A 14,002-nucleotide genomic window follows, 5' to 3' on the forward strand; every position below is an offset into this window, starting at 1 on the left:
AGCAGTCCTTCCTTATGTCCAAACAACCTAATCGCGCTAAAATTTGGTTTTTAGTGCACAGTTACCTTGCTTTGCCTATTTGGTTTTTCATGCTCATCATTTGCTTAACAGGTACCTTGGCTACTGTAAGCCAAGAAATTGTTTGGCTAGTGGATCCATCTGTACGTGCCAGTGCACCTGATGACGATACGCCACGCCTGTCTTACGACGCTATAATTAAAGAAGTTAACCAACAAAAACCTGAATTTTTTATTAATTACTTTGATCGCCCCAGCGAAAGCCACTTTGCACTTGTTGTCCAAGGAAACTTACCTGACGGGCAAAAGCTAAGTTATTACGTCAATCCTTATACAGGAAAAATCCAAGGGCAAAGTCCTGACTTCAACTTTAAGCAGTTTACCCGTGCACTCCATGGCTGGTGGCTGGTGCCTTTTACGAATGGCTATAGTTGGGGGTGGTATTTAGTTTGTTTAATGGCATTGCCTATGCTGGCCTCTTTAATTACAGGCTTAGTTGTTTATAAAAAGTTTTGGAAAGGCTTTTTAAAGCCTCGTCTGCGCATTAGTAAAGGCGCACGAATTTTCTGGGGTGACTTCCACCGGTTAGCGGGCTTATGGTCGATCGCTTTTATTTTTATTATGGCTGTAACAGGTATTTGGTTTATGGCGCAAGCTATTATGGCAGATAACCAAATTACCTATCGTAGCCAGCAAGATATTGTACTTATTGCACGTGATGCAGTTCCACAATCAACAGGCTTACCTGAAAAAGCTAGCATTGAGCATATTCTGGAAAACGTAAAGCAACATATTCCCACATTAACACCACTCTACATTGGCTTAAACAGCGATGCTTACAGCCCTATCACCGTATGGGGCATGGGCACTTACCCGTTAATGAGTCAATCGGCAGAAGTAAATCCCTACACAGGGGAAATTATGAGTACCCGCCTACTCAGTGACCGTAACGCCTTCGAGTTCTTTGCTGAATCAATGCGTCCATTACATACGGGGGATTTTGGTGGATTATGGATCAAATTACTCTGGTTCTTCTTTGGCTTGCTCTTAACCTTTATGGTTCTCAGTGGCTTGCTCATTTGGACTAAACGAACCTGGCATGCCACCCAAGCACTACTTAAAAAATCACCTCAGAACAAACCTAGTTTATGGAAACGCTGGCGTTTTCATCTGAACATACTATTAGTCTGTATTCCTATCTACTTTATGTCGCAATACTTCCATGACCAAGCCTTTAACCGCGGTGCACTAGGGCTAGGAGAACATATTATAGGTGATATTTCGGTAGGGCCTTGGACGGTTAAACTAGCCGAAATGCATGACGAAGCGCCAGAAGCAGAAGCCTATATTGGCTATGAAAAAGAGTTTACTGCGGCCATAAGTTTAGCTGATAGCCAGCAAATTAAGGCTATGTACTTAAACCTAGGTAAGCCTCGAAGTTTACGTACTGCAGGCGGATTATTTTCTGGCTCACCTTATCGTTTATTTACAGAAATTGTGGTTAACCCAGATACGTCGCTTGATGCACTTTTGTTTCTCACCGTGGAGGGCTGGGATGGATCAGTGCATCAAGCGACGTTACCTCTTAGCGAAGCTTCTCCTGCCACTATTCAATGGTTAAAACAACAAGGAAAATAAACATGCGTAAATTAACTTTAGGTTTGCTTTGTATGCTTGCAAGCTTTACTGGTTCTGCGTTGGCTCATGCTCCGTACTTAAACTGCAAGTTACAAGAGCAGGACATGATTCACTGCAAAGGCGGTTTTAGTGATGGTAGTTCAGCCAGACAGGTCACACTGGATGTAATCAATGATCAAGAAACAATTTTGATTCATTCTAAGCTGGACGATAAGTCAGAAATCCGTTTTAAAAAGCCCAGCGAACCTTTCTACATTTTGATGGATGTAGGCGCAGGGCATACAGCCATTGTTGAAGGAGCAAGCCTGAAATAATTAGGCTTTTATCGCTTCAAAAGTGACAGTATTCATTGCTTGTTGCGCTGGTTTTGACCAATCATAATCAGCACAACAGCGCACTTTAGTAAAGCCAATGCTATTAAGTAATAATCTAAATTCCTCTAATCCATACCAACGTAAAACAAAGCGTTGAAGTTCAGTTTGTGTTAATACGCCTTTTTCATATAACTCATATTTAAGCAGCTGCTCTGTGGTTTGCGTATGCCAGCTAATAGCCTGCTGCCTTGCTGTTAATAAGAGTCCTTTCTGAGCATTAATAGGTAAGCTATAGACTGTTTCTTTTTGATCTTTCCACTGCATAGGAAAATCTAAATCTACTATTAGCTTGGCCCCCTTGTTTAAATGCATATAACAGGCTTTCAAGGCTTTTTTTGCTTGCTGAAAATCTGTAATTAAACAAAATGAACCCGTGGGAATAATAATGGCATCATAGCGCTTAACTAGATTAAAGGATGTCATATCAGCTTGATATAACTGAGCAAGCTGCCCATATTGCTGGCAGTTTTGCTGGCATTTTTCCAACATAAAAGCACTATTATCTAGCCCTTCAATATCAAAACCTGCCTGCAAAAGGGGCACTAAGATACGCCCAGTACCCACTGCTGGCTCTAAAATAGTGCCTGAAATATCAGCCAGTTGCTCTCTATAAAATTCAATATCACCATCTAGTGAATGGCCTATAGGCTTAGATAAGTCGTAATACAATGTACTAAGTGGACCATAATCAATGTACATAAAAAACCTTATTCTATTTGGTCAATGCTAACAAAATGGCTGGTTAAGCAATGGCTAAGACTATCATTAGCTAGTGCTTTGCTTCTTGTTGAATTAATATTTTATCGCCCATATCAGAAGGGTTATAGAAAATATTAAGCTCATCACCTACAGCATGCTCACCCTCAAGCTCCACCTTAAAGCGCGTGATATTGCGTCCATCCACACCCGTAAACACTAAGGTGTAAACGTCTATATTGCCGCGATACCACTCTTTAGCAGAAATATTCTCTTTAGCGGTTACTTTAGCCACGGCAGAAGCAAAAAACTGCTGGCGATATTCTTGCTTCTTGTTTTCTTGATAAATACTGTAAATAGCTGTACCTAAACTAATAGCAAGAATAATTAAAATGACAGCTTTACGGCGTACAGACATGGGCGATTTGGAATGTTTTAGCAGCATGGTATTTACCTGACGAAATCTGCAGTCAGTTTAGCAGCAGTTTATCTTTGATGGGCACGTAAATAGTTACAGTTTTTATATTTTAAAGCAGGCTATTTGATTTAGCCTGCTTTTCTATTAAGGCTTTATTTTCAGCCATTGTGTAGCTAATTTCCTAAATCAATGCACATATATTTTTGCTCAAGATACTCTTCAATACCGTAACTTGAACCTTCGCGTCCCAAGCCTGATTGCTTAACACCGCCAAAAGGCGCTACCTCGTTGGAAATAAGTCCCGTATTAATGCCTAGCATGCCATAATCTAAGGCTTCTGCTACGCGCCATTGACGTGATGCATTTTGCGTATAAATATAGGCCGCTAAACCAAACTCTGTATCATTTGCCATTGCTATTGCTTGCTCTTGGCTATCAAAGCGAAACAATGGCGCGAGCGGTCCAAAGGTTTCCTCTTTGGCAAATAACATCCTTTGATTTGCTTCTGCAATGACAGTGGGCTCAAAGAAAGTTTGCCCTAATTCATGTGGTTTTCCGCCTATAAGTACTCGTCCACCTTTGGCGATGGCATCTGCAATATGGGTTTGCAGCTTCTCTACGGCGGCTTGATCTATCAGTGGTCCTTGAGTAATACCCTGTTCTACACCGTTACCCACGCGCAGATTCTTTACAGCTGAAATAAGCTGTTCAGCAAGTTCATCATACACGCCTGCTTGCACATAAATTCGATTTGCGCACACGCAGGTTTGTCCGCTGTTGCGAAACTTAGATGCCATAATTCCTTCAACCGCAGCCTCTATATCAGCATCATCAAATACAATAAAAGGTGCATTACCACCTAGTTCTAACGAAAGCTTTTTAATCGTTGGGGCACATTGTGCCATTAACAAACGCCCTACCTCTGTTGATCCTGTAAAGCTTAATTTGCGTACTATAGGACTTTCACAAAGTACTTTACCAACAGCCTCTGCAGGACCTGTAATAACCTGCAATACACCGGCTGGAATACCCGCTTGCTCTGCCAGTTTAGCTAACGCCAATGCCGTAAAAGGTGTTTGCTCTGCAGGTTTTACAATAATGCTACAACCCGCTGCTAATGCTGGCGCTACTTTGCGCGTAATCATTGCTGCAGGAAAATTCCATGGGGTTATGGCAGCACATACTCCCACAGGCTGTTTAATGGTTATTAAGCGTTGCCTTGTATTGGGCGTTTGCAGCACATCTCCTGCAACACGCTTAGCTTCTTCGGCAAACCAAACAATAAAAGAAGTAGCGTAGGCAACTTCACCACGAGCCTCTGACAACGGCTTGCCCTGCTCAGCCGTCATAATTTGGGCAATATCTTCTTTGGCTGACAAAATAAGTTCTGCCCATTTTAATAGGGCTGCACTGCGTTCTTTAGCTGTAGTTAACTTCCATTGCTGCTGAGCCTTTTCTGCCGATTGAATAGCTAACTGTGTTTGCTCAGCTGTAATAGCAGGCACCTTTCCAAGTATCTGCCCCGTTGCAGGATTAGTGACAAAAATCTTCTGCTGATTATCTGCAGCCACCCACTGTCCATCAATAAAACAGCGCTCAATCAATAAATTAGCATTATTTAGCTGCATATACTCACCCCAAAATTATTTTCAACAATCGCCTGCTAATGTCCTCTAGAATAAGTTTCCCAAAACTGAAAACTATCAAGGCCAATTCGTAATTCACCTAATGTACCATCATAAAACTCCCAGCTATTTTCATTGATAAGAATTTACTCATTTCCTATTCAATTGCTCTTCCCACCAGTAAACCTGTTGCATATTTCCCATGGGACCAAATGTTGATCTCTCCCAATGAGGAGCCAGACCATAAAAAAGATTCAAAACTAGAAGTATTAGTCAGTACTACTTTTACTTTATCGCAACGCTCTGTAGTGGCTGTGTAATCCCCCCTCAAAACCACAGAGGCTATTTGTAGAAAATTTCATTAATATAAACTCAAGGAGTTTTCTATGCGTAAATCAAAATTCACTGAGAGCCAGATTATGGCAATTCTCAAACAAAATGAGGCTGGAGTTCCAGTCCCTGAGCTATGCCGTGAGCATGGTATTAGCTCAGCTTCGTTCTACAAGTGGCGCTCAAAATATGGCGGCATGGACACTTCGCTCATGAAGCGCATGAAAGAGCTTGAAGAAGAGAACCGTCGGCTCAAAAAAATGTATGCGGAAGAGCGTCTTAAAGCTGAGATTCGATTGGAAGCTCTTGAGGGAAAGCTCTAAAGCCATCCCTGCGCAAGGAGATGGCGAAAGAGGCGATAATCAAACATGCCATCAGCATTCGCCTTGCTTGCAGCTGTCTAGGTATTAGCGAGAGCTGTTTTTACTATCGCTGAGAACGAGCAGATTGCCGACTGGCTGCTTCGATTAACCGACAATAAAAAACGTTGGGGATTTGGCCTATGCTTTTTGTACCTGCGTAATGTCAAAGGTTTTAAATGGAACCATAAGCGCGTTTACCGCATTTACTGTGAGCTGGAGCTGAACTTGCGTATCAAACCCAGAAAACGCATCAAGCGAGATAAGCCTGACGCGCTGAGGGTTCCAACGACTATTAACGATGTCTGGTCAATGGATTTTATGTCAGACAGTTTAGCCAGTGGCCGCAGCATCAGAACCTTTAATGTCATTGATGATTTTAATCGCGAATGCTTGGCTATAGATGTTGATTTATCTTTGCCTAGCGCACGAGTTATTCGATCGTTAGAGCAAATCATTGAGTGGCGCGGTAAGCCAAACGCAATACGTTGTGACAATGGCCCTGAGTACATCTCTGAAACAATAAAGGACTGGGCTAAAGAGCAGCAAATTACCTTGCAGTATATCCAACCAGGCAAACCGACACAGAATGCTTATGTTGAGCGTTTTAACCGAACAGTGCGTCATGAATGGTTAGATTTAAACATCTTTGACAGCATTGAACAGGCTCAAGAACTTGCTACACAATGGCTTTGGACGTATAACAACGAACGCCCTCACACTGCTATCGGAGGAGTACCGCCAAGGCAGCTATTACAGGCAGCTTAAATTCTACAAATGAGCACTGTGGAAAATGGGGGGAGTACAAACCGGCAGAACGGAGCCGGCTTGCCGGCGAAGTGGTTTGCAGCGGGGCGTAAAATTTTGCGTAGCAAAATGCCCCGCTGCAAACTGTCCGCGTTGAACGCCTGGTTAGGCCGAACACGCTAAAACCTTGCGCATAAGAGCATTTGGAATTACAACGCCGCGTCGCTCTGGGAACCTATGTTCAACGACATGGAACCCAAATTTACTAAAGAATGGCTGGGCAGTCAGGCTTACATCGGATGTTAATTCAGTGATACCTAGTTGTGCAGCCTCTTGATGGATTACACCCATAAGACTTGCTCCGATACCCTGACGAGGATGATTGCCCGAAACGAAAAAGTGATCAATGTAGCCAGATGGCTGAATATCGGTGTAACCAACAACAACGCCGTCTATCACAGCGACAAACGGATTGATACTTCGGATTTTTTCTTCCCACAAGGTTTGACCTACTTCAGCTGGCGCCCACGCATTTATCTGCTCTTGAGAGTAATCTCTACTGGCGATGCGATGAATAGCTGAGTAATACACGCCATATAGCGTAGCTTCGTCACCGATTTGAAACCGACGGATATGCACTGAAGCTCCCAAGAGGCCTAACGCTTGGCACACGTGCCGGTTTGGAGCCGCAGCGCGGCGGAAAAGCGGTCACCGTGCTGCCACTGGTTATATCTCGTTTGCACGACAAGATGAAACATAGTCCCGCCACTCCCCAAGAATACGACGGCGGGAATCCAACTCTTTTGCATGCTGTAATGCGTGAAATGTTTCTATGCATTTGCTTCGAATGCTCGTGAAGAGTTCATTCTCGAACTGTTCTTGAAACCACTCCCGCTCCTGACTCGTTGGCCCTTCCAGAAGTTCTTCAATCTCCTCGATGTAGTCTGGCTGTGCCCAATTAGATGAGTGCCACATGTCTTGCTTGGGCATTGGCCGCGAAAACAGATAGGGGAGTAGGTAAATGTTGCTTAACATCGTATCCAGCAGGTATCCCCGCGCTTTCCCCAGAGACCCCACCCGGTAATAGGCCAACGCAGCATATAAGAGAAACGCGGGCTCACCAACGTCATCCGGGAACTCCTTCTCGAACCAGTCCATGAACTCGACTGCTTTTTCTGGAGCACCGCTAAGCACAAAGTAAACGCACACCCGGTAGCGTTTCCCTGAGCCGTCCGAAATCGCGCCGAATTTCTCCTTTTCTTTGAGGAGCTCTCGTCGCGCACGGTTAGCGCGGTCTCGGTATTTCTTCTGTTCATCGGTTAGCACAGATCTACCTCAAGAGATATAACAGCTTATTAGCATGCATGCTCATTTTGCCACCAGAGTCTGCATGCCATAAATAAATATACGACCTTGAATACTAAAGCTTTTACCAATTAAAACAAGGAGCTCTTCTGCAGTAATTCAGGCATGCCTGCTATTGAGCTAGTGGTCTGCGCACTATCTTTCCTGCACAGGGTATAACTCACTGATTCCCATACACTTATAATTAATGGCGGGTTAAAAATGAGCATCTCTCAGTGCTAAATCATGCAACTTTCGTAAACTAAGCTAAAACAGGCTGTACAAACAGTATCAAGGCAGGGAGCGTCTTATGTCTAATAGTCCATTTCTAAACTCGATACGCATGGATATGCGTAAAAAAGGTTACGCGCTTAAAACTGAAAAAACCTGTCTGCACTGGATTAAACGTTTTATTTATTTCATCAGAAGTGTCATCCGCAGACGATGGGCAGTGAAGAGGTTAGGCAAGTTTTATCCTGCCTAGTGAATGGCAAGCACGTAGCTAAAAACACACAAAAAGTTGTCTTAAATGCTCTGGTTTTTTATATAATAAATCTTTATAGCAATCTCTGGGTAATGTTGCTGAGTTTTTGCAGTTTCTAAAAATAAAATAGCTTGGAAGATTGCTCCGCACTATGTTACTGAGACTGATGAGGTGAAGTAATCTATTTAGCTAAATCTGGAGACTGTAATTATATCTGTGGATCACGCTTACAGCTATGAGACGGATAATTTAGCGATACCTTAAAAGTTGCTAATTGCTGTTAAGTGTTGCCTTTAAGCTAACGGGTGGCACTTAGTTTTGAAGCTCCTTACGTCACACTTTACTAAGTTCCCAGCACCGCTCTAAAATAAGCTAACAACAGTCCAAATACCGCGCCATCTCTTGGTTTCTGCTTGTCGACTGTAACTATCTGCAGTTTCCCAATCATCGGATATCTGTGAACCGCTGGATTACGTTCCTGCCAAACATGGACCTTATCGTTAGGCAGCGCCTTCCTGAGGAGCTGCTCCAGAGCCTGGAGTTTAGGCTGATTACCTGGGTCATGTCGGCAAATGACGCTCTTATTCCAGTGTCGGTAATTGTCATAAAAATACTCTAGTGCTGTTTTAGCCAACTCTCCGTTCTGAGCAGATTGCAGCAGGCGCAAACTATTTTTGTAGGTTTGAGCAGCAATATCACGCTCGAGCTTATATCGAGGTGGTCGAATAATAAAATAATGGCTTGAGGTTGTGACTTGGGTGTTGAATATTTTACGGGGCTGTTTGAGTCGCGAATTGTTAAATCGAGTCCGAGCCTTCAGTAAACCTGAAAGCAGTGTGACCTGAGCGCGCGTGTTTGTATCATCTAGTTTATACATCTCAATCAGCTCATCACCACTATGTAACTGACTCCAACGCTGAAGAAAATCGCACCAGTTCTCGAAACTAAAGTCACGTAAGTCTCTGGATTTATTAGATGTACCTGCTACTAACTTTGCTAAAGTTTCACTGTAAGGTCGCCATTGTTTAGGATCAATCGCAGGCTGTAGTTTAAGTCTCTGCGGCAGCCAGCCTAAAATCTTTCGACCGTATTGTCGATTATGTTGCCGTAAGTTATCAGCGCTGATATCTAGCAAACTTTGCACACAGAGCGCGACATCCAGAGAGCCTCTATATCGTTGCTTTTCACCAAATCCAGTTTTTCTATGATCAAAACTATGTGGCCACAGCAGATCACGCACAATACAGTCGAGATTATGCGTGTAGTGCTGCAGTGTCACATTGCCACTGGAGTGGCCAACATAGTTGGAAATCTGGTGTAAATGCTTTCTGCTGGTTCCCTGCAGCATATGGCCTTGCCAATGCGCGGGCAGTTGTAATGGCTCAGTTAAGTTATGACTCGCCTGTAAAGCATGGCTGGCAAAACTATGGCGCAGGTGATGAAAACGCAGGTCTGGATCACCGGTTAACTGCCGCATCTGTTCGTGTAGGTTACGTTGCAACTCAGTGAAATCCATCGGTGTCTTGCCATTATCCTCGGAGAAAATAAATTTCCCTTGCACCTTTCTTTTACCAACTTTAACGCGCTGGGCTTGATGATAGTTCAATAATTCAACTCGCTCCTTACTGCTCATAAGTATGTTTAATGGCAACTGTCGCCGACTGTTCTTACTTTTCAGTTTGTTAAACTGATCACCGCGAATTAATAAAGTAGCGGCATATCGCCCGAGCTGTTCTAAACGCTCTGTAGGTAATATCTCGAGCATCCCTGGGTACTGCAGATCATCTAGCTGCAGATGACGAATTTCACTAATGCGCAATCCACACCGATAACCTAAAATCAGTACAATCAATTGCGCGTGTGTAATGGGGGATGTGTCTTTTTGTGCCTTTAAAAACTGATACAGTAGTTGGTATTCAGTTTCTGTGAAGGTATTGGCGTCCGGTAATGCAAAAAAAACTTCATCTGCATAACTGAGCTTTATCGGAGCCAACTGTAGTAAATTGCTAGCGTGGGCATGAAACCTGCGTAATAAGTCTGCTTTATTTTGTCGCGTAATTGCTGATGGTGTGCTTTCTAATATAGTTTCGTAGCCAGCCTGAAAATCTTCAGCTGTCAGCGATAACAATTCTGCCTCATCAAAAGTGCTAAGAAGAGTTTTCCCAAGGCTGGTTAATTGTTGGTATGCAGTACTACGTCTAATTTCTGTTTTTCTAAGTCGTTTTTTGACCCAGTCAATCAGACAGTACAGTAATGGGCTCGCCTGCACGGCTTCTGCTTTTAACTTGCCGAGGCGTTCTAGCAAGGTTTTTAAACTTGGCTCTGTCGTTTGACTGCTTTTATATAAAGCAGCACGCACACCTGTGAAAATCAGATTTTTTTTACTATCGTTAATGGTTAATGCTACTGGCGTAATTATGGGATCGGGCTCATCTATAGTCAGCTCAGCGCACTCATCAGCAGGTGATTGGATTAGAGCCTGTTGCTGGAGTACTCGCAGCCACACGAACTCTGGCCACGCAGTTGAACTGCTTTCACCGCTGCAGTGCCGCACGAGGTATGGCGGTAAAATCGTATGGTGGTACACACTGACAGTAGCGCGCCAGTGTCTTATTAGGGCTTGTTGCTCTTTATATGTTGTCCTACCCAGAACATCACCCGATAATGAGTAAATAAATTGAGCTAATGCTTGATTCAGCCAACGCCTTAATTTGCTTTTATCCTCATACCCTTGTGGTAACTCAGGCAGTCGAGTCAGTAAAATGAGCGATACAGGGTCAGGAAACCATCTGCGTAAACCACGATCTGCGTGAATATGCTTAGGGTAGTCATCTGTAAATAGATCAATCCAAACATAGTCCTTATAGTGACGAATTTTCTCTTTAGCATATGGAAGTTGCAGCATTGCTTTCGAGTCTGCCAGACCGCCGAAAACTGTTGCGCTAAATAGTAGCTGCCCATAGGTCAGACTAACGCTTGGATTATTAGGCTGGTTTACTAATCTTTCTTCAAACGCTTTGATTTGATTACGCAATTGAGCTAGCTGAATAAATCCATCAGGAGTAATGGAGTTTTTCTCACTGATAATAGTCATCTCAGTCGGTGGTAGTTCTACTTGCCAGCCTAGCTCCTGAGCACCTTTAGCTAATCCAGCTCGCAAAAACCGACGTAGGTGGACCGTTGCTCGATTAGCGCTATCCTGCTCATCAATCCATGCGTTGACCTCATCTATAGCTAGATTAGAAATTTGAATATTTTCTACACCTAGCGCACAACCTGGAGCACCGGTATCCAATAACTGCAATAGCTTTCTTTGCTGATTCAACTGGTTTTCAGTTTGTTGCCTACGTCGACGGTTAGAACCTAAAACACCAGCCTGAGTTTTTATAAAAGGCCAGCCCAACCAGTATTTAACTTCATACATGCACCAATCCTCCCTGTATCGTCCAGCCAATCTGTTTCTCAATGGTATTGAGATAAGGCGCTAGCTGAATAGCTATGTCTATTGGGCTGATGCTGGATAATTTTTGGTGTGGCTCCTCACCGTGTTCCCAATGCCCCATAAAATATGCAACCATTTCGCCAGGAGCTCCAAGCTCGACTAGCATGCTGCGCAAGTAGTGCCGATTTGCATTCGCTCTGATTTCAAATGGAAAGTGCTCCTGCAGGTTTTTGGGTGAAACGGCTCTGGCCTGCAGTGTGTCAGTCAGAAAAAATAAAAACGGAATAGATAATTCATGGGTTGAAGTATCAGCACCCTGATAACGGTGACATAGCTGGTAAATTTCTTGTTGTATGCTCTGCTTATGCGGCAGGCTCATCGCTAATTGAATCAGATGTTCAACATATCGATCGACCTGCTCAACAAACCGCGCGGTGAGTGGAATGATGCGTGAATGCTGAAACAACGAATTGTCTTTATCGCTGATAACCATCAGCCCAGTTTCAAGGTCGATGTGTCTTGGATCGCTAATGGGATCTAAGACTGCGCGGTATCCTGAAATAAAGCCTAACCACACAGTGATGTAAGCAACCAGTGAGTTATGCGCGTGACGTAATCGCTCATCCCCCGTAAAAAGGCGGGAGTTAAGTCTGGCATGGTGTTTTAAGTGCTCACACAGTTGGGCTACGAAGTTAGTGGGTAGGGCTAGGCTGCTGCCAATACTTTTTTTATTCTGCAATGCTCGAGTATTTTCACTAAAAGCTGGTGGAATAATACTCCCTGTTCTTACCCACTGCTGAATGAGTTTATGAGCTGCCTTGATGACCCCGCTAATAAATGTAATTGAGGTGCGTTGATAATAGTTAGCAACAATAGAGTGACTATATTCCTGCTCAGTTATAAGTTGAACTAGCGCTGGATCCTGTGTGCATTGCTCAATTGCCATACGCATAACAAGACTGAGACGATGTTCTGTCCATCGAGTCGCGTAGGTTTGGTTGAGTTTTTTTAGCAATTCACGAATCCATTGTTCGTGCTCATCAGCGCACTCAAACAACGGAACTCGTTTTCGGCTGGTAGCGCACTGAAGCTTGCGTTTCGCTAGGCCAATTACTGCCTGAGTAGCAACTGGCGGTAATCTGAACTCGAGAACGTCCTGCAGTTGAATATCGTTATGGTAAAAAGGCTCATCTGCCAGCAAAACGCTGCCAACAGCACCTAATGAGTGGAGGTTAGCTGTCGATTTTACTGGGAGTGCTAAACAACTTTCCTCTATGAGTACCGCAAAAAATGTTCGTTGAGCGGCATCGTAATCAGCTTTGCTCTGGAAAATCAGCAACTTACGTAGTGAATCTAATTTACGGCCTGTATAAAGCCTCAATAGAATGATTACCTTAAGCTCATCGTATTGAGGGGTATTAAGATCTTCCATTTTGTTCTTAATAAAATCATTGGCTAGGCAATGTAATAGCGCCTGAACCTCATAGGGGCTCGGCATCTCCACTCTGTTAGGTAAAGATTGTGCTGATTGCACAATTGATGCTTGTACCCGCCGACGATTACGGTGTCGTATTAATTGCCCATCCGATTGAACACTGCGAGGTGCTGTTGGGTCTGTGACGATAACGCTTGTAAGTGTTGTCATCTCAGCAGGGTGTAAACCCTGCTGTTGCAGCAGTTTTTTACTGCGAGTATCTGGCACACGCATAGTGGGCTCGAAACTGGGCTGCTGTTTGTTAGTAGCATCTGTGCCGTCAAGTTCCTGCACACTGATTTGCTGACCACTGCGCTGGATTTGAGTGCTAATTCTCATGCGGTAATGGCGTGATGCTCGCGATCGCTGCTCAGCGACAGACTCTATTAGCAGTCGTAATCCGGCACCCCATCGGGTGGTAATGGAATGCCATTCAATCCACTCCTCTAATTCTGCCTGAACCTCAGTCAATGAAATTACATCACGTAAGTCAGGTAGCGGAACTGTTGGTCTTTTAGCTATTTTTTCTAGGTCACGTATTTCACGTAAACCAGCCTCAACACCACTGCTTAACTCTTTAATAACGCCGGCAGCATGCATTTGTTGGTAGGCAATTGCAGCGCTCATTCCTATTAAATGAATCACTTTTATTTTTTCGATTTCTTCTGTTGGATAATCAACCTCAGCAGCCGTAAGCGTCGCATAAATAGGGTAATTACCAATCATCCCTGCAGGTCGAGTTTGTTTGTTTGGCTTGATATCTATGAGCTCAGGAGGGACATTAGATAACTTTGGTTTTAGCTGTTGCAGTAGTGCTCGCCATGCTTCTATAGGCAGCTTATCTAATCCAAGCTCTATAGCTAATTCTTGTCGTAGGTTGACACTTAGTAGTGCATCCAGATTCTCTGTCACTGCAATAAATTGCTGTAGGTTTCTAGGAGCCTGAATCCAGATGCATAGCTGGGTAAAAGACGATTTATCGATAGAAAACCACTCAGTAAAAAAATCTAGTTTATCTATAGAAAATTTACATTCTGTCATGCTACCTCCAGTA

Annotated in this window: 8 protein-coding genes and 3 pseudogenes; 4 read left to right on the forward strand and 7 right to left on the reverse strand. The window is 43.6% G+C overall.

All coding sequences use genetic code 11. From position 1 onward, the window contains the following. Positions 1-14: 14 nt before the first annotated feature. Positions 15-1,160 (forward strand): annotated as a pseudogene (locus tag VQ643_RS08425) (PepSY-associated TM helix domain-containing protein); the annotation flags it as partial. Positions 1,161-1,657: 497 nt separating this feature from the next. Then, entirely contained in the window at positions 1,658-1,969 is a 312-nt protein-coding gene (locus tag VQ643_RS08430) for a hypothetical protein (protein ID WP_414199219.1), read from the forward strand. Here the strand turns inward: VQ643_RS08430 and VQ643_RS08435 are convergent, their stop codons facing one another. From VQ643_RS08435 to VQ643_RS08445, 3 genes are all read right to left on the reverse strand, one after another. Beyond that, positions 1,970-2,728, reverse strand: a complete 759-nt coding sequence (locus tag VQ643_RS08435; protein ID WP_414199221.1) for a class I SAM-dependent methyltransferase — start codon at positions 2,726-2,728, stop codon at positions 1,970-1,972. It lies immediately after the preceding gene. A gap of 70 nt (positions 2,729-2,798) precedes the next feature. Further along, positions 2,799-3,170 carry a hypothetical protein gene (locus VQ643_RS08440; RefSeq protein ID WP_414199222.1) on the reverse strand — a complete coding sequence of 124 codons (372 nt, stop codon included), beginning with the start codon at positions 3,168-3,170 and terminating at the stop codon, positions 2,799-2,801. Between the two features lie 146 nt (positions 3,171-3,316). Then, entirely contained in the window at positions 3,317-4,771 is a 1,455-nt protein-coding gene (locus tag VQ643_RS08445; protein WP_414199223.1) for an NAD-dependent succinate-semialdehyde dehydrogenase, read from the reverse strand. A gap of 383 nt (positions 4,772-5,154) precedes the next feature. Here VQ643_RS08445 and VQ643_RS08450 point away from each other — a divergent pair. Continuing rightward, positions 5,155-6,225: pseudogene (locus VQ643_RS08450) on the forward strand (IS3 family transposase). Positions 6,226-6,369: 144 nt separating this feature from the next. Here the strand turns inward: VQ643_RS08450 and VQ643_RS08455 are convergent. Both VQ643_RS08455 and VQ643_RS08460 read right to left on the reverse strand, forming a co-directional pair. Further along, a complete protein-coding gene (locus VQ643_RS08455; protein WP_414199224.1) occupies positions 6,370-6,843 on the reverse strand; it encodes a GNAT family N-acetyltransferase in 474 nt (157 codons plus the stop codon). 87 nt (positions 6,844-6,930) lie between these two features. Then, a complete protein-coding gene (locus tag VQ643_RS08460) occupies positions 6,931-7,530 on the reverse strand; it encodes a hypothetical protein (protein ID WP_018574211.1) in 600 nt (199 codons plus the stop codon). Positions 7,531-7,968: 438 nt separating this feature from the next. Here VQ643_RS08460 and VQ643_RS08465 point away from each other — a divergent pair. Further along, a pseudogene (locus tag VQ643_RS08465) lies at positions 7,969-8,151 on the forward strand (phage integrase N-terminal SAM-like domain-containing protein); the annotation flags it as partial. Positions 8,152-8,375: 224 nt separating this feature from the next. Here the strand turns inward: VQ643_RS08465 and VQ643_RS08470 are convergent. Both VQ643_RS08470 and VQ643_RS08475 read right to left on the reverse strand, forming a co-directional pair. After that, positions 8,376-11,456, reverse strand: coding sequence for a tyrosine-type recombinase/integrase (locus VQ643_RS08470; protein ID WP_414199227.1), 3,081 nt, complete (start codon positions 11,454-11,456; stop codon positions 8,376-8,378). Continuing rightward, positions 11,449-13,989, reverse strand: coding sequence for a hypothetical protein (locus VQ643_RS08475; RefSeq protein ID WP_414199228.1), 2,541 nt, complete (start codon positions 13,987-13,989; stop codon positions 11,449-11,451). Before VQ643_RS08475 ends, VQ643_RS08470 begins: the two co-directional genes overlap by 8 nt. Positions 13,990-14,002: the final 13 nt, after the last annotated feature.

The organism is Pseudomonas sp. F1_0610 (assembly GCF_047470865.1).
In the GTDB taxonomy this organism is placed as follows: domain Bacteria; phylum Pseudomonadota; class Gammaproteobacteria; order Pseudomonadales; family Pseudomonadaceae; genus JAZDRH01.

Bases quoted from the DNA above. Each gene is read 5' to 3' on its own strand.
- VQ643_RS08430 (WP_414199219.1), top strand. From the start codon at position 1,658: ATGCGTAAATTAACTTTAGGTTTGCTTTGTATGCTTGCAAGCTTTACT.
- VQ643_RS08435 (WP_414199221.1), bottom strand. From the start codon at position 2,728: ATGTACATTGATTATGGTCCACTTAGTACATTGTATTACGACTTATCT.
- VQ643_RS08440 (WP_414199222.1), bottom strand. From the start codon at position 3,170: ATGCTGCTAAAACATTCCAAATCGCCCATGTCTGTACGCCGTAAAGCT.
- VQ643_RS08445 (WP_414199223.1), bottom strand. From the start codon at position 4,771: ATGCAGCTAAATAATGCTAATTTATTGATTGAGCGCTGTTTTATTGAT.
- VQ643_RS08470 (WP_414199227.1), bottom strand. From the start codon at position 11,456: ATGTATGAAGTTAAATACTGGTTGGGCTGGCCTTTTATAAAAACTCAG.
- VQ643_RS08475 (WP_414199228.1), bottom strand. From the start codon at position 13,989: ATGACAGAATGTAAATTTTCTATAGATAAACTAGATTTTTTTACTGAG.